Consider the following 19962-nt stretch of genomic DNA (forward strand, 5'->3'; position numbering starts at 1 on the left):
GTCAGGCTTTTATTCCCAAACCCCCTCAGTCTCCGACTGCGGGGGTTTTGCTTTTTGGCGCTAGCCTTGCTGTTCAATACATGTGTGACGCCTGCACGCGTAACTCGGGCTCATAATGCATACATAGCAACAGGAATACTGCATGGGGACAACTGCACTCACCTATACCATCAGCGATCTTGCAGCGGAGTTCGACCTCACGACGCGGGCTATTCGCTTCTATGAAGACATGGGTCTTCTGCATCCTGATAGGGCAGGAGCGAGCGGCAAGCAGCGCATATACTCCGCCAAGGATCGGACGCGCCTGCGTTTGACCTTGCGCGCGAAGCGCTTGGGTCTGAGCTTGCAGGAGGCCAAGGAGATTCTTGATCTCTATGAATCACCGCGCGACACACAGATGCAGTTGAATCGCTTTGTTCAAGTGCTCTCGGCACAACGCGGGCGCCTGCTGGGGCAACTGGCAGATTTGCAAGCCAATTTGGCAGAAATTGATGAACATCTGAGAGAAGCGCAGGAGCTGCTGCAGATGCCAGCAGAAAAAAAATAGCTTATATTTGACGTTAACGTAAACGTAGTTGTCATCCGGATCCAGCAAGCTGACAACTTGTTGACCATGACAGCGAACCCAAGGAGACAAGCACATGTCCGGACTTCCAGGATTGAATTTCCAACTCGGTGAAGATATTGACGCGCTGCGCGACGCGGTGCGAGAGTTTGCACAGGCGGAGATTGCGCCGCGTGCTGCCGAGATTGATCGCAATGACCAGTTCCCCATGGATCTGTGGGGCAAGTTTGGTGATCTGGGCGTACTGGGCATCACGGTGTCCGAGCAGTATGGCGGCGCCGATATGGGCTATCTGGCGCACATGGTGGCTATGGAGGAAATCTCGCGTGCCAGTGCGTCGGTGGGCCTGTCGTATGGCGCACACAGCAATCTTTGCGTGAACCAGATCAACCGAAATGGCAATGAGGCGCAGAAGGCGAAATACCTGCCCAAGCTGATCAGCGGCGAGCACGTAGGTGCTTTGGCAATGAGCGAGCCTGGTGCGGGCTCTGACGTGATCAGCATGAAGTTGAAGGCCGAGGACAAGGGTGGCTATTACCTGCTCAATGGCAACAAGATGTGGATCACCAATGGCCCCGACGCGGATACCCTGGTGGTGTATGCCAAGACGGAGCCGGAATTGGGTGCACGCGGCGTGACAGCCTTTTTGATCGAGAAGGGCATGAAGGGCTTCTCGATTGCACAGAAGCTCGACAAGCTGGGCATGCGAGGCAGCCACACGGGTGAGCTGGTGTTCCAGAACGTGGAAGTGCCGGCTGAGAACGTACTGGGTACGGTCAATGGCGGTGCCAAGGTGCTCATGAGTGGTCTGGACTATGAACGTGCCGTGTTGACTGGAGGTCCGCTGGGGATCATGCAGAGCGTGATGGACAATGTCGTGCCTTATATCCACGACCGCAAGCAGTTTGGCCAGAGCATTGGAGAGTTCCAGCTCATCCAGGGCAAGGTGGCAGACATGTACACCGTGCTGCAAGCGGGTCGCTCTTTTGCCTATACGGTTGCTAAAAATCTCGATCTTCTGGGATCTGACCATGTTCGCCAGGTACGCAAGGACTGCGCGAGCGTCATCCTGTGGTGCGCGGAGAAAGCAACATGGATGGCCGGTGAAGGCGTGCAAATCTATGGCGGCAATGGGTATATCAACGAGTATCCGCTCGGTCGTCTGTGGAGAGATGCGAAACTCTATGAAATTGGCGCCGGCACCAGCGAGATTCGTCGCATGCTGATTGGCCGCGAGTTGTTTGCTGAAACCTGCTGAAAACTGCGGGCTGCTGGCGTCATCCTTGTAAAAACAACCTAAAAGGATTGCTTATGTCCCAAACCTCCATCGAAGAATTGTTCGTCCACAACCGCGAGTGGGCGGACCAGATGGAGCGTGATCGCCCCGGTTTTTTTACCGGCCTGATGGCGCAGCAGAACCCGAAGTACATGTGGATTGGCTGCTCTGACAGCCGTGTACCGGCCAATCAGATCACCGGTCTGGCACCAGGCGAAGTGTTTGTGCACCGCAATATCGCCAACGTGGTGGTGCCCAGCGACTTGAACTGCCTCTCTACCATTCAGTACGCCATCGACCAGCTGCAGGTGGAGCACCTGATGGTGGTGGGCCACTATGGCTGCGGTGGCGTGCTCGCTGCGCTGGAAGACGCCCGTGTTGGCCTGGCCGACAACTGGATCCGCCATGTGAAGGATGTACGCGACAAGCACGCTGAACTGCTGCAAAGCCTGTCGCCACAATGGCGCCATGATGCGCTGTGCGAACTCAATGCCATCGAGCAGGTGATGAATGTGGCGCAGAGCACCGTGATGCAGGATGCCTGGGCGCGCGGCCAGAAGGTGGTGCTGCACGGCTGGTGCTACAGCCTCAAGAACGGCCACATCACGAATCTGGAAATGACTGTGCCTGATGTTGGCGGCATTGCCGAAGTCCGCCGCCGTGCGGTAGAACTCGTTGCCACACGTGAGCGCAGCTGAATTCCATTGATGTAAAAACAATAGCGGTTACCGCTTGATGCACAACGATTTCAATCTCACAAGCATTTGAATCCATTGTGTACCAAGCGCAAACTGCTCCTCTTTTGTTCCAGGAGACTCCCATGCAAGATTCCGTCGTCATCGTCAGCGCTGCCCGCACCCCCATGGGGGGCTTCATGGGAGATTTTGCTGAATTGTCTGCCAACGATCTGGGCGGTGCCGCCATCAAGGCTGCAGTGGCGCGTGCGGGCATTGCGCCTGAAAAGGTGGAGGAAGTGCTGTTCGGCAACTGCCTGATGGCTGGGCAGGGCCAGGCACCAGCACGCCAGGCGCTGTTCAAGGGTGGCCTGCCCAAGAGCACGGGTGCCGTGACGCTCTCGAAGATGTGCGGCGCAGGCATGGAGGCCACCATTCTGGCCCATGACCAGTTGGTGGCGCGCAGCCGCGATGTGATGGTTTCTGGCGGGATGGAGAGCATGACCAATGCGCCCTATCTGCTCAAGAAGGGCCGGGGCGGCTACCGCATGGGCCACGACAAGGTGTTTGACCACATGATGCTCGATGGCCTCGAGGATGCCTACGAGCCGGGTCGTTCCATGGGGACCTTTGGAGAGGACTGTGCTGCCAAGTACAACTTCACCCGCGAACAGCAAGACAAATTCGCCATTGCGAGCGTGGAGCGTGCGCAGGCTGCTACCAAATCAGGCGCTTTCAAGGAAGAAATCACACCGGTGACTGTTTCCACCCGCAAGGGCGAGGTGACGATTTCGGAGGACGAAGGCCCCGCCAAGGCGCGTCTGGACAAGATTGCCTCGCTCAAGCCAGCTTTCAAGAAGGACGGCACCATCACCGCCGCATCCAGCTCCAGCATCAACGACGGCGCTGCCGCCCTGGTGCTGATGCGCGAATCGACTGCCAAGGAACTGGGCTGCACGCCGCTGGCACGCATTGTTGGCCATGCCACGTATGCACAAGAGCCGGAATGGTTCAGCACGGCTCCCGTGGGCGCGACCGAAAAGCTGCTCAAGAAGATCGGCTGGTCTGTGGCAGACGTGGATCTGTGGGAAATCAACGAGGCCTTTGCCGTGGTTCCCATGGCGTTGATGGCGGAGTTGAACATCTCGCACGACATCGTCAACGTGAATGGCGGCGCGTGCGCCCTGGGTCACCCGATTGGAGCGAGCGGTGCGCGCATTCTGGTCACGCTGCTGCATGCCTTGAAGGCCCGTGGCAAGAAGCGCGGCCTGGCAACCCTGTGCATCGGCGGGGGTGAAGCAACCGCCATGGCGATCGAAATCATCTAAATCTTGCACAATGGGCTGGTAAAGGAGGCTCCTCGCCATGAACGACGAAGCACATACCGACCAGCCCGTGCTGCTGGAGGCCGCAGCCATTGAAGGCTTCTGGCAGGCATTTGCCTACGATGAGCGCAATCTCGCGCTCCTGCCCGAGCAGGAGTTTGTCACCAAGGCCAACGAGATTCTGACGCGGTATGCGCCTGAACTGGCGCTGGAGCTGGAGCATGCCGACGGCAGCCTGTTCAAGCGTCTGGTGATCAGCGCCCATGGCAACACCGAGCAGTTCGAAAATGCCATGGCCCTCGTGCGCGCAGCCCCCAGTCTGCCGGGTTACAAGGTGCAGGCGTTCCGTACGCGCACCCTGGGCAGCGATTTCAGCATGGGCATGGATGGCTTTGAGCTGGCCTGCTCGGATGTGCTGGTAGCGCACTACGACGCGGGTGGCGTGGTCGGGCTGGAACTGTCGTTTGAAAAGATCATTCCGCAGGACATGCTTGACCATGCACGGCACATGAGCTTCATCATGCTCGACCACGTGCTGGGTGAATGGGATTTTGCGGTGCGCGTGGGGCCGGTGGATTTTGTCGAGGCGTTCTCGCAAGGCGTCAGCGGTGCAGAGCCGCTGTCGGTGTTTCCCGCCATATTCGATGCGTTCCTGCGCGATGAAATGGGGCGCAGCTACCGTTTCCCCAAGGGGGATGACGACCGGTGGACGGTGTTTGAGGTGCGCCAGCGCGATGCACATGAGGATGCACCTGCCGATCTGCTGTCGCTGCGCACCAGCGCCAACGCGGTCGCCACACGGGCTGATCTGGCGCATTACCTGGAGGTGGTCATGCCCGTGGGCAACCAGGATGAGTTGGACGCCGCCAAACAGGTGCAGGAAAGCCTGCAGTCCCTCTGGGAGCCGATGGAGCAAGGCATTCTGGCCTTCAGTCGCCTCAATGGTGAGGGCGAATTGGTGTCTGGCTACTACATCGAGAACCCACAGTCTGCCGTGCCGCAGGTGCATGCGGCTGCCCAGCAGTATGCTGAATCTCTGGATGTGGAAGTCAGTGCGATGTTCGATCCATCGTGGCAGGAGTTCTGCGCGCTCTATGCTGCCACGGGCCCGCGGCCGGAGGGCAACGCGGCATGATCACCACGCACGAACAACTGCGAGCCCTGTATGCCCAGCCGGCAGAACGTGCCGTGCGCAAGGAGCTGAACCATCTCGACGCGCACTGCCAGCGCTTTGTGGCATTGTCGCCCCTGTGCGTGATGGCCACGGCGGGCAAGGATGGCGCCATGCTGGACGCATCGCCGCGCGGCGGGCCGCCGGGCTTTGTCAAATGCACCGATGCGCAGCACCTGCTGCTGCCCGATGCGGGCGGTAACAACCGGCTTGATTCGCTGGACAACCTGGTGCGCGATCCGCGCATCGGGTTGCTCTTTTTGCTGCCCGGCGTGGACGAAACTCTGCGGGTCAATGGAGTGGCCCGGTTGCGCGACGAAGATGCATTCATCCAGCAGTTTGCCGGTGAGCGGCAATTGCCCAGACTTGTGATCGAGATCGAGGTGCGCGAAGCCTATCTGCATTGTGCCAAGGCGCTGATGCGCTCGCGGCTGTGGAGTGCGCAGGCCCAGGTAGAACGCAGCGTGCTGCCATCGCTCAACCAGATGATCCACGACCAGATCGGCCTGCAGACGGCACCGGAGCCGCAGGCGGACATGGTGGCCCGTTATGAGGCGCTGATTGCGCAGGAGCAGGTGGGCCGATGACCACGGTTCTGATCATTGGCGCGTCGCGCGGCATCGGGCTGGAGTTGGTGCGGCAATACCGCGCCGACGGTTGCCGGGTGATTGCCACAGTTCGTGATGCGGGCGCACAGGCGCGTTTGACGGCGCTGGGCGCCGAAGTGCAACTGGTGGATGTGGCGCAGCCCGCCAGTGTCAGCGGCCTTGCATGGCTGCTGGATGGCGAGAAGATTGATGTGGCCTTGTTCGTGGCAGGTGTCATCCGTCAGCCCGATGCGCGCACGCCGCCCACGCAACCGGATTTTGATGCCGTCATGCACACCAATGTGCTGGGTGCCATGCAGGTGCTGCCCCAGGTTGCACCCTTGGTCGAAGATGCGCAGGGCGTGTTTGCCTTTGTATCGTCTTCCATGTCGCAGATCGAGGGTGTGGACGGGAGTGACGCCTGGCTCTATCGCGTCAGCAAGGCGGCGCTCAACATGGCTGTGGCGGCCGCGCAGCACGATTATCCGCGCGCCAGGCTGATCACCATTGACCCGGGCTGGGTGCAGACCGAGATGGGTGGCGATGGTGCGCCACTGACCGTGCAAGAGAGCGTGGCAGGCATGCGCGAGACCCTGGCCTCCGTCACCGATGCTGACAAGGGCCGCCTGCTGCACCACGATGGTCGGCGTGCCGCCCATTGGTAATCCGTAGGGTACGTGAGGAGAGAGGCTCTTGCCAGCGTTGAATCTGGAGATGTGCAAGCCGCATTTTTTATCGAAACCAAAAAGACACTGGAGACAGACACATGCTTCTGACCGATGATCAGAAAATGATACGAGACGCCGTGCGTGAGTTTGCGCAGGCAGAGCTGTGGCCCCACGCGCCGCAGTGGGACCGCGACCATAGCTTTCCCGCAGCCGCACACCAGGGCTTGGCGCAGTTGGGTGCATACGGCATTTGCGTACCCGAAGCCCTGGGCGGGGCAGGACTGGATTACATGAGCCTGGCATTGGTTCTGGAGGAGATTGCCGCTGGCGACGGCGGCACCAGCACGGCCATTAGCGTCACCAACTGCCCTGTCAATGCGATTTTGATGCGCTACGGCAGCGATGCGCAGAAAAAGCAGTGGCTTGCTCCATTGGCGCGGGGCGAAATGCTGGGCGCCTTCTGCCTGACGGAGCCGCACGTCGGCTCAGACGCAAGCGCACTGCGCACCACTGCCACCCGCCAGGGCGACAGCTATGTGATCAACGGCGTCAAGCAGTTCATCACCAGCGGCAAGAACGGCCACATCGCCATCGTGATTGCAGTCACCGACAAAGGCGCCGGAAAAAAGGGCATGAGCGCATTCCTGGTGCCCACCAGCAACCCTGGCTACCAGGTGGCCCGCCTCGAAGACAAGCTCGGCCAGCACAGCAGCGATACGGCGCAGATCAATTTTGACAACTGTGTGGTTCCGGCCGAGAACTTGATCGGCGCCGAAGGCGAAGGCTACAAGATTGCGCTGGGTGCGCTGGAAGGCGGCCGCATCGGCATTGCGGCGCAAAGCGTAGGCATGGCACGCAGTGCGTTTGATGTGGCGGTGCAATATGCCAAGGAGCGTGAGAGCTTTGGCACACCCATCATCAACCACCAGGCCGTCAGCTTTCGCCTGGCCGATTGCGCCGTGCAGATCGAGGCTGCGCGCCAGCTGATCTGGCATGCCGCCAGCTTGCGGGATGCCGGCTTGCCGTGCTTGAAGGAGGCCGCCATGGCCAAGCTGTTTGCCAGCGAGATGGCCGAGCGCGTCTGCAGTGCGGCCATACAGACCCTGGGCGGCTATGGCGTGGTGAATGACTTTCCTGTCGAGCGCATCTACCGCGATGTGCGGGTATGCCAGATCTACGAAGGCACCAGCGATGTGCAGAAAATCATCATCACCCGCGCGCTGATGTAACCGCTATCCGTTTTGGTGCTATGCCCCGCTGTGGATGAACGCAGCGGGGCATTTTTTTGCGATTGTTCACCTCTGCGGCAAGCAACCCGTTTCTCCTATTCGCAGGAAAGAAGGGTGGCATCTACCGTGCTGCTACAGACCAGCAAAGGTGCGGGTGCCGGTTTTCAGCTCTCTTCCTTGCCCGCATTTTGTTGGGCATCAATGGCCTTCATGTTGTCCAGCAGCTTGAGCAGGTAGTGCAGGGTATGAACCATGTCGTTGCTCGAAAAACCCTCCAACGCCTGCTCGTAGTAACGACCAATCGATTCGGCCGCATCGTGCTGCCACACCCGCTGGCCAGCGTCTGTCAGCTGCACCAGGCGTGAGCGCTTGTCTGCGGGGTCGGGCACGCTGTGCACATAGCCAGCGGCCTCCATGCGCGAAAGCAGTCCGGTCAGATTCTGGCGGCTCATCAACAGATAGCGCGCCAGGTCTCCCATGCCCATGCCTTGTGCGGATTCGGGACGCGAGAGCGCACCCATCACCGCCCACTGCTGCGTCGTCAGGCCCTGGGCCTCCACGGCCTTGGTGCCCGTTTTGTGCAACATGTTGGCGCATTGGTACAGCTTGAAGTAGAGCCGATTGGCCAGATCGGTTCGCAACTGATTCGGGTTTTCTCTAGTGCTGTTTGCGGATTTGCTCATGATTTCTATATTGCCATGGCAATGCATTTGTGTAAATATATTGTCCAATTAAACGATGCAATGCGCAAGAAAGGTTGAATCATGGCACGTTTTGATGGGCAACATGTTGTAGTAACGGGCGGTGGCGGCGGTATTGGTGGTGCCACCTGCAAACGCTTTGCGGGCGAAGGCGCCCGGGTGACCGTGCTCGACAAGCAGTTGGCTGCAGCGCAGGCAGTGGCGGGTGCTATTGCCGCGGCTGGTGGGCAGGCGCAGGCCCTAGCTTGCGACATTACCGACCGTGCCAGCGTGGATGCCGCAGTGCAGCGGGCGGAGCAGTGGGCCGCTATCGACGTGCTGGTCAACAACGCCGGCTGGGACGTGTTCAAGCCATTCACCAAGACCAACGAGAGTGAATGGCAGCAACTCATTGCCATCAACCTGGTGGGCGCCTTGCACATGCACCATGCGGTGCTGCCGCGCATGGTAGAGCGCAAGGCAGGGCGCGTTGTCAATATCGCATCTGATGCAGCGCGTGTGGGTTCATCCGGAGAGGCCGTGTACGCAGCCTGCAAAGGCGGGCTGGTGGCACTGTCCAAAACCCTGGCGCGCGAACATGCGCGCCACAACATCACCGTAAACGTGGTCTGCCCCGGCCCGACGGACACGGCCTTGTTCGCCAGCTACAAGGAAGGCGCCACCAACCCTGAAAAGCTGCTCGAAGCCTTTACCCGATCCATTCCGCTGGGCCGCATCGGCCAGCCCGAAGACCTGCCGGGCGCGATTCTGTTCTTTGCCTCCGGCGATGCCGCTTATGTGACCGGCCAGGTCATCAGCGTATCCGGAGGCCTCACGATGGCCGGTTGATGGCCCCATTCAAGAAGGAGACTGACATGGAATTTGAAGACATCCTCTACGAAGTGCGCAACCACGTGGCCTGGATCACCATCAACCGGCCCGAGAAGATGAATGCCTTTCGCGGCACCACCTGCGACGAGCTGATTCGCGCGTTGAACAAGGCAGGCTACGACAGGAGCGTGGGCTGCATCGTGCTCGCGGGTGCTGGCGACAAGGCTTTCTGTACCGGAGGTGACCAATCGGCCCACGACGGCAACTACGATGGCCGCGGCACCATTGGTTTGCCGATGGAAGAGCTGCACGATGCGATCCGCAACGTGCCCAAGCCGGTGATCGCCCGCGTTCAAGGCTATGCCATTGGCGGGGGCAATGTGCTGTGCACGATCTGTGACCTGACCATCTGCTCCGACAAGGCCATCTTCGGCCAGGTGGGCCCCAAGATGGGATCGGTGGATCCCGGCTACGGCACGGCATTCCTGGCGCGTGTAGTGGGCGAGAAAAAAGCGCGCGAGATCTGGTACCTGAACAGGCGCTATTCCGGCGAAGAGGCGGTGGCCATGGGCCTGGCCAACCTCTGCGTGGCGCCAGAGCAGCTCGATGCCACCGTGCAGGAATGGGCCGAGACCATCTGCGAGCGCAGCCCCACCGCGATTGCCATTGCCAAGCGCAGCTTCAACATGGACACCGCGCACCAGGCGGGCATTGCCGGCATGGGCATGTACGCGCTCAAGCTGTATTACGACACCGACGAGTCGCGCGAAGGCGTGGCAGCGCTCAAGGAAAAGCGCAAGCCCGATTTCCGCAAACACGCCAAGTAACGCAACCTGCAAGAGGTGCCCATGAATCCGTATTTGAACGACGATTTGATGACCCTGGCCGAATCGGTGCGCAGGTTTGCCCAAGAGCGCGTGGCCCCCGGCTTTCTGGAGCGCGATCAGACCCGCGTTCTTGATCGCGGCCTGATGCGCGAGATGGGTGACATGGGCCTGATTGCCCCGGAGCTGCCCGAGCATCTGGGTGGGCAGGGCATGGGGTGCCTCGCAGCCGGGGTGGTGCATGAAGAGTTGGCGCGCGCGGATCTGAGCATGTCGTATGTGCCGTTGCTGGCGTCGCTCAATGCACAAATCCTGTCCGCCCATGGCCAACCTGGTATTACCGGGCCGTGGATGCAGAAAATGGTGGCGGGAGAGGCGTTGTGCGCCATTGCGCTGACCGAGCCCCGGGGTGGTTCTGACGCGGCCAACCTGCGCCTGCGGATCGAGCGCGATGGTGACTGCTATGTGGTCAATGGCGAGAAGACCTCTATCTCCGCCGCCGATCAATGCGATATTGCCGTTGTGTTTGGGCGCACTGGTACGGTGGAGTCGGGAGCGCATGGCGTGACGGCTTTGCTGGTGCCAATGGACTTGCCGGGCATCACGCGCAGCCGCTTTGATTGCCATGGTCAGCGCGCCATCGGCCGGGGATCGCTGTTTTTCGACAATGTGCGGGTGCCGCTGTTGCATCGCCTGGGGGACGAGAACAAGGGCTTTGTACAGGTGATGCAGGGCTTTGACTATTCGCGCGCGCTGATCGGCTTGCAGGTGCTGGCCGTGGCGCGTGCGGCGCTGGACGATGCCTGGCAGTATGTCGCGCAGCGCCAGGCCTTTGGCAAGCCTTTGTCTGCGTTCCAGGGTGTGTCGCACCCGCTGGCTGATTTTGATACGCAGGTGAGCGCTGCACGCCTGCTGTGCCTGCAGGCGCTGTGGCTCAAGGACCAGGGCAAGCCCCACAGTGCGGAAGCGGCCATGTGCAAATGGTGGGCGCCCAAGCTCGCGTACGACTGCATCCACCAGTGTCTGCTGATGTTCGGCCATGGCGGCTACGACCGGGGTGTGATGGAGCAGCGCTTGCGGGATGTACTGGGCTTTCAGATTGGCGACGGAACGGCCCAGATCATGAAGACCATCATCGCCCGCGACCGTGCTGGCAGGCAAGCCGTTCCTGCATAGACAGTGCGGCCGCCATCGCGCGGTGACAGGTGCAGAGCCAATCCACAATAGACAGGAGACACACATGCAGTTTGATGCCGTATTGCTGGCACCGCGCCGCGCGCAGATGCGAAGCCAAGGCTGGTGGCGGGACATCACCATCAACGATGCGCTGGACCACGCAGCGCGCCAGTGGCCCGACCGGTTGGCGCTGGTGGGACAGTGCACGGGCGAAGAGACCGCGCAGCAATTTTGCTACGCGGAGCTGGCACGCATGGCCGACCGTGTGGCGGTGGGGCTGTGGCGACTGGGTGTGCGGCCCACCGATGTCGTAGCCTGCCAGTTGCCCAACGTCTGGCAGTTCACGGTGCTGTACCTGGCATGCGCGCGCATTGGTGCTGTGCTCAATCCATTGATGCCGATCTTCCGTGAGCGTGAACTGCTGTTCATGCTCGGCCACGGTGAAGCCAAGGTGATTGTGGTGCTCAAAGGCTTTCGCAATGTGGATTACGAGGCCATGCTCAAAGGCATTCAGCCGCAGTTGCCGCACCTGCAGCATGTCGTGGCGATTGGCGGAGCGGGTGCTGACAGCTTTGAAGCCTTGCTTGCACAGCCCGCGTGGGAAGAGGCTGCCGATGCGGCGCAGATTCTCAAACAAAACCGGGTACAGCCCGATGCCGTTACACAGCTCATCTATACCAGCGGCACCACGGGTGAGCCCAAGGGCGTCATGCACTCGTCCAATACCTTGATGGCCAACATCCACGCCTATGCAAAACGGCTGGCTTTGAACAGCGCCGACGTGGTGCTCATGGCGTCGCCCATGGCGCACCAGACCGGCTTCATGTACGGGCTGATGATGCCGGTGATGCTGGGCGCGACGGCGGTGCTGCTGGATGTATGGAACGCGGCCACTGCTGCGCAGCTGATACGGCGATGGCATTGCACCTTCACAATGGCATCGACGCCGTTTCTGGCTGACCTGTCACGCGAAGTGGCGGTGAGTGGCCCGGTGCCCAGCCTGCAAACCTTTCTGTGTGCGGGCGCGCCGATACCCGGCCCTCTGGTCGAGCAGGCGCAGGCGGCGCTGGGGGCGCAGATCATCTCCGCCTGGGGCATGTCGGAAAATGGTGCTGTCACCACCACGCTCCCCAGTGATGACACGCAGCGTGCGGTGGACACCGACGGCCTGCCATTGCCTGGTGCTGAGGTGAAGGTGGTGGATGATCTGGGCCGGGAGTTGCCACGCGGCGAAATTGGCCAGTTGTGGGTCAGGGCCAGCTCCAACTTTGGAGGCTATCTGAAACGCCCGCACCTCAATGCCACCACCGATGACGGCTGGTTCGATACCGGCGACCAGGCGCGCATGGATGCGCAAGGCTACATCCGCATCACCGGCCGCAGCAAGGATGTGATCATTCGGGGCGGCGAGAACATTCCGGTGGTGGAGGTGGAGTCCCTGCTCTACAGACACCCGGCTGTCGCGCAGGCCGCCGTGGTGGCCTATCCCGACGAGCGCCTGGGCGAGCGTGCCTGTGCGGTGATCGTGCTCAAGCCAGGGGCGGCCGAGCCAGCGCTGAGTGATGTGACCGACTTTCTGCGGGCACAGAAGGTGGCCCCGCACTACCTGCCTGAGCGTCTGGTGGTATTGGCAGAAATGCCAGCCACGCCATCGGGCAAGATCCAGAAGTTCAAGCTGCGCGAGCAGTTGAAGGCCGCACTTGCCTAGCTACACTCCGTCGGGCGCGTCCTCGGTGCTGTCGCGGTTGCGCAGCACAATCGTGATTTGGCCATTGGTTTCGATGGTGGCCTGCTCCACCTCGTAGGTGTGCAGGCAACCGGCGCCGCGCAGGGCAGCTTTCAGGTCATCGCTCGTGATGAGCTCGGCGTCCATTACCTGCCGGTTGACCTGGCCGTTGGAGATGAGCCGCTTGGGAATGCCATCGACCCAGCGCGATACCCTTCTGCTGCGATAGCTCAGCTGCGCCATGATGGAGTGGCAGGCAATCAGTGTGGTGGCCGAGATGAGGCCGCCGATCAGAGAGTTGTCACCTGCGTTCATCGAGTTCTGCACAGCGTTCGACAGAATCAGCAACAAAATCAGGTCGAAGGGATCGTACTGCCCGATCTGGCGGCGTCCGGTCAGGCGCAGAAACACCAGCAAGAATGCATAGACGACAAAGCCGCGCACGACAAATTCCCACCACGGAACACTCATAGAAAACATGGCTGACTCCTCAGAACCTGTGGACGGGCGGCGCCTGCATGTGCATGCAATGTGCCCGCTGACCCGGCAATCATAGTGCGCAGTCCGTGCTGGGCGAGGTTTACCCTATACGCAGGCAGACTCTGGCATGGTTGTCTTTTTGCTATTGTTCCAGTAGCTACTTGCGCGCATTCTGTATGCACCAAAGGCATATTTGGCACAATACGGGCTTTGCTGCCAGCGTGACCCCGGCAAGGAGGCGCCTCAGAGGCGGCGCAAACGGCAATCCCGTTGCAAATACTGAAAAGAGACAGAGCCATGGCCAAGAAGAAAGCGGCAGCAGGCACCGACGCTACTGCGTGCCCTTGTGGATCAGCGGTAGCGTACAGCGCATGCTGCGGCCGCTTCATCGACGACTTTCTGCACACCCCGGCGCCGGACGCCGAGCGGCTGATGCGCTCCCGCTATACCGCGTTTGTTATGGAGCGGGCACCTTACCTGCTGGCCACCTGGCACGCGCCGCAGCGCCCACCGAGCCTGGATTTCGACCCGCAATGTCGCTGGTTGGGATTGGAGGTGAAAGACTTTCAGGTCCAGGACGGCACGCATGCAGAGGTTGAATTCATCGCTCGCTATAAAGTACAGGGCCGCGCTGTGCGGCTGCATGAGCGCAGCCGTTTCGTGCAGGAGCACGGGCGCTGGTTTTATGTGGATGGCGACCAGTTCTGACTGGTCCATGGTCTGCGCACACCCATGAGGATACGAAATGACAAGGATTGCCCGCTTTGACGCAGTGCTGTTTGACTGCGATGGCGTGCTGGTAGACAGCGAAACGATCACCAACCGCGTGCTCTGCGCCATGCTCAATGAAGCAGGTTGGGCGCTTACGAGCGAAGCCTGCCTGCAGCTGTTCATCGGTAAGATGGTGCGCAGCCAGAAGGATCTGATCGAGGCCAACACCGGCAAGCCGCTGACCGATGCCTGGATGGAGGAGTTCTATGAGCGCCGCAATACGGCGCTGGAGAAGGATGTGAAGGCAATCGAGGGTGCCGTAGAGGCTGTAAAGGCACTGCACGCGCAGATGGGCGGGCAGATTGCCTGCGCCTCGGGAGCAGATCGCAAGAAGGTGGAGATGCAATTGCGAATCACCGGTTTGCTGCCGTACTTTGAGGGCCGTATTTTCAGCGGGCATGAATTGCCGCGTACCAAGCCTTTTCCCGATGTGTACCTGGCGGCGGCAGCCGCACTGGGAGCCGCCCCCCAACGCTGCCTCGTCATTGAAGACAGCGTAACGGGCACGCAAGCGGGCGTCGCCGCACAGGCCACGGTATGGGCCTACCATCCGCCACTGCATGCCGTGTGCCCGGCGCACGAGTTGGAGGCCGCTGGTGCATCACGCTGCTTTGCGCACATGGGTGAACTGCCGCAACTGGTATGAGCGTGCAGCAGGCCTTCAGGAGTCTGGGCGCTGGTGTGCTCCTTGAACGGAGTGAACGGGGCGCTTACTGTGTGGCGCGCAATTGCGCCAGCACCTCCAGCGCTCGGTCGGTACGCACATCGTGTTCTGCGGCCAGGCGCCGTGCCACCTGGTCGATCTCTTCACCTACGGCGCCTGCCACCAGCGCGATGTTGCGGGCATGCAGCGCCATGTGGCCGCGCTGAATGCCTTCGGTAGCAAGTGCGCGTAGCGCACCGAGGTTCTGGGCGAGGCCAACGGCGGCTGCAATCTCGCCCAGTTCCTGTGCCGATTGAACACCCATGATCTTGAGTGCCAGGCGCGCCACCGGGTGTGTCTTGGTCGCGCCGCCGACCAGGCCTACTGGCATGGGTAATTCGATGGTGCCTATCAGCGCGCCGCTGTTGTCCTTTTCCCAGGTGGTGAGCGAGGTGTAGTGGCCACTGCGGCAGGCATAGGCGTGCGCGCCAGCTTCCACCGCACGCCAGTCATTGCCGGTGGCGACGATCACGGGATCGATTCCGTTCATGATGCCCTTGTTGTGGGTGGCGGCACGGTACGGGTCGATGGCGGCAAAGGTGTAGGCATCCAGAATGCCTTCGATGATCTCCTCGCCGCTGCGCTCCTGGGTGGCCAGGGTTTGAGGCGTGAGGCGCACACGGGCGCGGGCGAGGCGCAGGTCGGCCAGGTTCGACAGGATGCGCAGGCGCACCGAGCCGCCCGTCAGCTTTTCCACCAGCGGTGATACCGATTCAGCCATGGTGTTGACCGTGTTCGCGCCCATGGCGTCGCGCACATCCACGATCAGGTGCATCACCACCATGGGGCCGCGCGGCGAACTGGGGAACACATGCACTTCAATGTCCTTGCAGCCGCCGCCCAGGCCAATCAGTACTTTGTCGCGGCTGTTTGCGAGCGCAATGATCTCGTCTCGCGCCTGGAAGAGCGCAATCCGTGCTCCGTAAGGGTCGCTGAGCCCAACAATCTGTACCTGTGCACGCATCAGTGGCTGGGTGCTCGAAGTCTGGAAGCCGCCGCTGTCGCGTGCGAGCTTGGCCATGTACGACGCCGCTGCGATGATGGACGGCTCTTCCACGGCCAGCGGCACGAGCACGTCGCGCCCATTGATCTGGAAGTTGCCGGCCACGCCGATGGGCAGCTCGAAGGTGCCGATCACGTTCTCGATCATGCCATCGGCCAATGTGTGCGGAAGTGCGCCGGGCCGGGCGATCAGTGCGCGTTCCTCGTCGCTCAGCTGGCAGGCCTGTGCAATGTGTTCCCAGCGTTGTGCAGGGGTGAGGGCGCGGAAATTGGGGAGTCGAGAGTCGATGGCCATATTCAAGGAGTGTCCAAAAAAAATTGCCGCTACATCACCCACGCGGCGTCAAACAATGGCTCGAACTGTATGGAAGCTGTACCTTTCAAAAAAGGTACAGTTTGGGCAAACAGCATCGTTGCGGTGCAGCAATGCTTCCAATGGTGTACCGGAGCGGGCTTTTCTCGGACACACTTCGCACCACCATGTCTCGACGCTGCGCCCCTATTGCTGAAAAGCTGGCCGATCTGATCGGCCAGCAGATCGCCAACGGCATTTACCAGCCTGGTGACAAGCTGCCTTCGCTGCGGGAGCTGGCGCAACTACACCGCTATGCCAAGAACACGGTGGTGTCGGCGTTTGATCTGCTGGTCTCGCGCGGCATGGTGGAGCCTCGGCGTGGTTCTGGCTTTTACGTGTCGCTCCAGTTGCGCAAAGCCAAGGCCGTTGACGAGGACAACGGCCAGCTGGTGCGCGCGATGGATACGGTCTGGCTGGCGCGCGAGCAACTCATTCGCCAGCCGGAGGTGGCTGCCGTGGGGGATGGTTTCCCGCCGATCGAATGGCTGGCAGACATGCGAATGGACCGCTACCACCAAAAGGTGGTGCGCACCGGACTGGGCTCGCTGTTTCGCTACGGCAACCGCTTTGGCTATGCGCCCCTGCGCGACAGTCTGGTGCGCAAGCTGGGTGTGCTGGGCCTGTCGGTGACACAGAACCAGTTGCTGCTCACCCAGGGGGCCAATGATGCGCTGGATCTGGTGATCCGCTACTTTGTGCCGCCGGGCGCGACGGTGCTGGTGGATGAGCCGGGCTACTACCTGTTGTTTGGCAAACTCAAGCTGGCGGGCGCGCGCGTGATAGGCGTCCCCAGACTGGCCGATGGGCCTGACCTTGCGGCGCTCGAAAGCATTCTGGAGACAGAGCGCCCGCGCCTGTTCTTCACCCAGTCGCTGGCACACAACCCGACGGGATCGGATCTCAGCCTGCACAAGGCCTATCGGCTGCTGCAACTGGCAGAGAAGCACAACCTGCTGCTTGTGGAGGACGATCCTTTTGCCGATTTCAAACCGACCTCGGCGGTGCGCCTGTCCATGCTCGATCAGCTGGAGCGCACGATCTACATTGGCAGCTTTTCCAAATCTTTCTCAGCGGCCTTGCGAGTGGGCTATGTGGCATGCAGCGCCGCGCTGGCCAGCGACCTGGCGGATTTGAAGACACTGATTCATGTGAGCGGATCGGAATATTGCGAGCGCATGGTGGACGTGATGCTGCGCGAGGGCCGGTACGAGCGCCATCTGGTCAAGCTGCGACAGAAACTGGGCGCAGCCACCACGCAGGCGCAGCAGTGGCTGGATGAGCAAGGATGCACGGTGTTTGCCCGCAGTGCACAGACGCTATACCTGTGGGTGCGGTTTCCCGGTGTGGAGGATTCGCTGGAATGGGCGCAGGTGCTTCTTGCGCATGGCGTGAAGATGGCTCCGGGCCGCATATTCCATCTGGACTCTGCAGCGCCATCGCCATGGTCGCGCTGCAATGTGGCAGCCATGCTGGATCCGCGCTTTCAGGCAGCGGTGAAGTCGCAGTTGGCACTGAAGAAAAACGCACAGTCCGTGGTGGTTGACGGAAGCAGAGCCCGGTTGAACGTCTTGGAAAATGCACCGGGAAAGGGTTTGCTAAGCAATCTTACGTAGGCGTTAGCCAGAAGAGGCTTTGAAAGAGGAACCACTATATTGAGCCGCACATCGCCGCCGAATGGTGCGAAGTCCGGGGCCAGGAAATTGACAACGAAGCAAGGAGACAAGCATGAGCAGAACCATCTATCGACTCACCAGAATCGCAGCACTGGGCGCCAGTGTTTTCGTACTCTCTGCGCAGGCGCAGGCGCAGGACATCAAGATCGGCTATACCGCTGACCAATCGGCCAGTGGCGTGGCGGAGCTTGGCATTGCAGGTCGCTGGGGTTTCGAGGCGGCGATTGAAGACATCAACAAGGCGGGCGGCATTCTGGGGCGCAAGGTTGTTGGCGTGGTCCGCGATGACCAGGGAACGCCGCCCAAGGCGATTCAGACCGTGCAGGAGCTGATCGACAGCGAGAAGGTCAGTGGCATCGTCGGTCCTGCCAATTCGGGCAATGCGCTTGCATGGCTGCATATTCCGCAGCAGAAGAAAGTGCCCGTGGTGGTACCGATTGGTACCGCGACCGAGATCACCACGCGCTATGCCAAGGAGCCGCAGAACTACCTCTACCGCATCTCCATGGTGGATCGCGAGCAGGTGGCATTGCTGGGCGCCTATGCGGTAAAGGCCTCCAAGGACAAGAAGATCGCGATTCTTGCGGATTCGACCGGTTATGGCCAAGGGGGCATCAAGGATGCGACCGACATTCTGGCGCTGCACGGCGTGAAGCCCGTGGCGGTCGAGAAGTACGGCCCCAAGGACACCGACATGACCTCACAGCTCAACAAGATCAAGGCGGCGGGCGCAGATACCGTGATCATCTACGGCATTGCCGATGGTGCCGCGCAGGTGCTGCGCAGCATGGAGAAGATCAATTACATGCCGATCACCCTGGGAACCTGGGGAAACCTCAGCTCGCTCCTGCCCAAGATGGCGGGCACCAAGCTCGCCGAGCACCTGATCATGGCGGCATCCACCACCGAAGACACTTCGGACAAGACCAAGTCGTTGGGCAAACGTGTGCGAGTGAACTTCCCGACGCTCACCACCTTCCCATGTTCCGCGCAGGCCTACGATTCGGTGATGCTGCTGGCTGCCGCCATGAAGCAGGCAGGCAGCACCGATGGCGAAAAGGTGGCTGCCGCACTGGAGAACCTCTCCAAGACCGAGGGCGTTATCAAGACTTATGACAAGCCATTCAGCAAGGCCAACCACGAAGGCCTGAGCGTGAGTGACTTCTACCTGGCGCGCTGGAAGGGCAGCGAAGTGGTGCGTTTTGAGGACGATGTCTACAAATCGCTCAAGCCTGCCGACCTGAAGAAGTAAGCCGTTCAGGGCCGCGGCGGTCATGGAGCCGCCCGGCGGCCTTGTCATTTGCAGCACGTGCGTGGGGCGAGTATGTTTGATTCAATACTGCAGGCTGTCTTCAGCGGGCTTGCGTTGGGCAGTGTCTATGCCCTGGTGGCGGTGGGTTTCAACATCACCTTCAATACCACCAAGACCTTGAACTTCGGCCAGGGCGAGTTTCTGGTGGCTGGCGCGTTTGTCGCGGTCTCGGTGCTGTTGCTGCTGGTGGGCAAGAATGTTACTGATACGCTGATTCCCGCTGATGTGACGCTGGGCCGCTACCTGCTCAGCCTCGTTGGCACGATGGCGGTACTGGGGGTGTTGGGCGTGGTCCTCTATTACGCAGCGGTGCGCCCGTTTGTGGGGCGTGGCGGCATGGCCTGGGTCATGAGCACCATCGGGTTCGGCATCATCATTCAGAACACGGCACTGGCCATCTGGGGGCCTTCACCCATGGTGATGCCTTCGCCCCTGGGCAGCGATGTGATCCGCATTGGCGGCGCAGGCGTGCTGCCGCAGGAAGTGCTGGTGCTGGTCGCCAGTGTGGCCGTGCTGCTCAGCCTTGATTTCATCATGCGGCGTACCCGGATCGGCAAGGCAGTGCGCGCCGTTGCACAAAGCGGCAGCGCCGCAACCCTCATGGGCATCAATGTGTCTGCGATCGTCGTGTTGGCGTTTGTCATCAGCTCCAGCCTGGCGGGGCTGGCCGGGCTGCTGATTGCACCCATCACCACGGCGTCGGTGTTCATGGGCATGTCGCTGGCGCTCAAGGCGTTCTCCTCGGCCATTCTGGGTGGATTGACCAGTCCGCGCGGCTGCATGCTCGGTGGCTTCATCCTGGGGCTGATTGAGGCGCTGGTGGGGCTGTGGCAGGCAGAGCTGCGCGAGATCAGCATTTTCTTGCTCATCATCGTGGTTCTGGTGGTGCGCCCCCAGGGGCTGCTGGGCCAGAAGATCGTGGAGAAAGTCTGAT

At 60.9% G+C, this 19962-nt stretch carries 20 protein-coding genes; 17 read left to right on the forward strand and 3 right to left on the reverse strand.

Annotated elements, in window-relative coordinates:
• Positions 1–142: 142 nt before the first annotated feature.
• From ACH2DG_RS09870 to ACH2DG_RS09905, 8 genes are all read left to right on the forward strand, one after another.
• Entirely contained in the window at positions 143–547 is a 405-nt protein-coding gene (locus tag ACH2DG_RS09870) for a MerR family DNA-binding transcriptional regulator (RefSeq protein ID WP_224151200.1), read from the forward strand.
• A 94-nt stretch (positions 548–641) separates the two neighbouring features.
• Positions 642–1823 (forward strand): isovaleryl-CoA dehydrogenase, encoded by a 1182-nt coding sequence (locus tag ACH2DG_RS09875; RefSeq protein WP_395025822.1) that lies wholly within the window; start codon positions 642–644, stop codon positions 1821–1823.
• Positions 1824–1876: 53 nt separating this feature from the next.
• Complete coding sequence (gene can / locus ACH2DG_RS09880) at positions 1877–2539, forward strand: carbonate dehydratase (protein ID WP_395025823.1); 663 nt, start codon at positions 1877–1879, stop codon at positions 2537–2539.
• 122 nt (positions 2540–2661) lie between these two features.
• A complete protein-coding gene (locus ACH2DG_RS09885; RefSeq protein WP_395025825.1) occupies positions 2662–3843 on the forward strand; it encodes an acetyl-CoA C-acyltransferase in 1182 nt (393 codons plus the stop codon).
• 37 nt (positions 3844–3880) lie between these two features.
• Positions 3881–4975, forward strand: a complete 1095-nt coding sequence (locus ACH2DG_RS09890) for a hypothetical protein (protein ID WP_395025826.1) — start codon at positions 3881–3883, stop codon at positions 4973–4975.
• Positions 4972–5598, forward strand: coding sequence for a pyridoxamine 5'-phosphate oxidase family protein (locus ACH2DG_RS09895; protein WP_395025827.1), 627 nt, complete (start codon positions 4972–4974; stop codon positions 5596–5598). Before ACH2DG_RS09890 ends, ACH2DG_RS09895 begins: the two co-directional genes overlap by 4 nt.
• On the forward strand, positions 5595–6263 hold the full coding sequence (locus ACH2DG_RS09900; protein ID WP_395025829.1) for an SDR family oxidoreductase: 669 nt from the start codon (positions 5595–5597) through the stop codon (positions 6261–6263). The genes ACH2DG_RS09895 and ACH2DG_RS09900 overlap by 4 nt, the downstream gene beginning before the upstream one ends.
• Positions 6264–6364: 101 nt before the next feature.
• Positions 6365–7495 carry an acyl-CoA dehydrogenase family protein gene (locus ACH2DG_RS09905; RefSeq protein WP_395025830.1) on the forward strand — a complete coding sequence of 377 codons (1131 nt, stop codon included), beginning with the start codon at positions 6365–6367 and terminating at the stop codon, positions 7493–7495.
• A 164-nt stretch (positions 7496–7659) separates the two neighbouring features.
• On the opposite strand, the gene ACH2DG_RS09910 is transcribed toward ACH2DG_RS09905, so the two are convergent.
• On the reverse strand, positions 7660–8178 hold the full coding sequence (locus tag ACH2DG_RS09910) for a MarR family winged helix-turn-helix transcriptional regulator (RefSeq protein ID WP_395025832.1): 519 nt from the start codon (positions 8176–8178) through the stop codon (positions 7660–7662).
• A gap of 81 nt (positions 8179–8259) precedes the next feature.
• Here ACH2DG_RS09910 and badH point away from each other — a divergent pair, with 81 nt between their 5' ends.
• From badH to aliA, 4 genes are all read left to right on the forward strand, one after another.
• Positions 8260–9024, forward strand: a complete 765-nt coding sequence (badH, locus tag ACH2DG_RS09915) for a 2-hydroxycyclohexanecarboxyl-CoA dehydrogenase (protein WP_395025833.1) — start codon at positions 8260–8262, stop codon at positions 9022–9024.
• 26 nt (positions 9025–9050) lie between these two features.
• Positions 9051–9833, forward strand: coding sequence for a 2-ketocyclohexanecarboxyl-CoA hydrolase (gene badI / locus ACH2DG_RS09920; RefSeq protein WP_395025834.1), 783 nt, complete (start codon positions 9051–9053; stop codon positions 9831–9833).
• A 21-nt stretch (positions 9834–9854) separates the two neighbouring features.
• Positions 9855–11006, forward strand: a complete 1152-nt coding sequence (aliB, locus tag ACH2DG_RS09925) for a cyclohexanecarboxyl-CoA dehydrogenase (RefSeq protein WP_395025836.1) — start codon at positions 9855–9857, stop codon at positions 11004–11006.
• A gap of 64 nt (positions 11007–11070) precedes the next feature.
• Positions 11071–12714, forward strand: a complete 1644-nt coding sequence (gene aliA, locus ACH2DG_RS09930) for a cyclohexanecarboxylate-CoA ligase (RefSeq protein ID WP_395025837.1) — start codon at positions 11071–11073, stop codon at positions 12712–12714.
• Here aliA and ACH2DG_RS09935 read toward each other — a convergent pair whose 3' ends face one another.
• Positions 12715–13212, reverse strand: coding sequence for a DUF421 domain-containing protein (locus ACH2DG_RS09935; protein ID WP_395025838.1), 498 nt, complete (start codon positions 13210–13212; stop codon positions 12715–12717).
• Between the two features lie 297 nt (positions 13213–13509).
• Between ACH2DG_RS09935 and ACH2DG_RS09940 the strand changes: the two genes are divergently transcribed.
• Complete coding sequence (locus tag ACH2DG_RS09940; protein ID WP_395025840.1) at positions 13510–13920, forward strand: YchJ family protein; 411 nt, start codon at positions 13510–13512, stop codon at positions 13918–13920.
• A gap of 46 nt (positions 13921–13966) precedes the next feature.
• Complete coding sequence (locus ACH2DG_RS09945) at positions 13967–14629, forward strand: HAD family hydrolase (RefSeq protein ID WP_395025975.1); 663 nt, start codon at positions 13967–13969, stop codon at positions 14627–14629.
• Between the two features lie 64 nt (positions 14630–14693).
• Here the strand turns inward: ACH2DG_RS09945 and ACH2DG_RS09950 are convergent, their stop codons facing one another.
• The gene (locus ACH2DG_RS09950) at positions 14694–15983 is read right to left on the reverse strand and encodes a hydroxymethylglutaryl-CoA reductase, degradative (protein WP_395025841.1); all 1290 of its coding nucleotides are present in this window, start codon (positions 15981–15983) and stop codon (positions 14694–14696) included.
• A gap of 185 nt (positions 15984–16168) precedes the next feature.
• Between ACH2DG_RS09950 and ACH2DG_RS09955 the strand changes: the two genes are divergently transcribed.
• The 3 genes from ACH2DG_RS09955 to ACH2DG_RS09965 all read left to right on the forward strand — a co-directional run bounded on the left by ACH2DG_RS09955 (position 16169) and on the right by ACH2DG_RS09965 (position 19961).
• Complete coding sequence (locus ACH2DG_RS09955) at positions 16169–17656, forward strand: PLP-dependent aminotransferase family protein (RefSeq protein ID WP_395025843.1); 1488 nt, start codon at positions 16169–16171, stop codon at positions 17654–17656.
• 112 nt (positions 17657–17768) lie between these two features.
• Positions 17769–18968 (forward strand): ABC transporter substrate-binding protein, encoded by a 1200-nt coding sequence (locus tag ACH2DG_RS09960; protein ID WP_395025844.1) that lies wholly within the window; start codon positions 17769–17771, stop codon positions 18966–18968.
• Between the two features lie 72 nt (positions 18969–19040).
• A complete protein-coding gene (locus tag ACH2DG_RS09965; RefSeq protein ID WP_395025845.1) occupies positions 19041–19961 on the forward strand; it encodes a branched-chain amino acid ABC transporter permease in 921 nt (306 codons plus the stop codon).
• The last annotated feature ends 1 nt before the right edge of the window (position 19962 follow it).

The sequence above is a fragment of the Comamonas odontotermitis genome (assembly GCF_040396735.1).
GTDB lineage: Bacteria > Pseudomonadota > Gammaproteobacteria > Burkholderiales > Burkholderiaceae_C > Comamonas > Comamonas odontotermitis_C.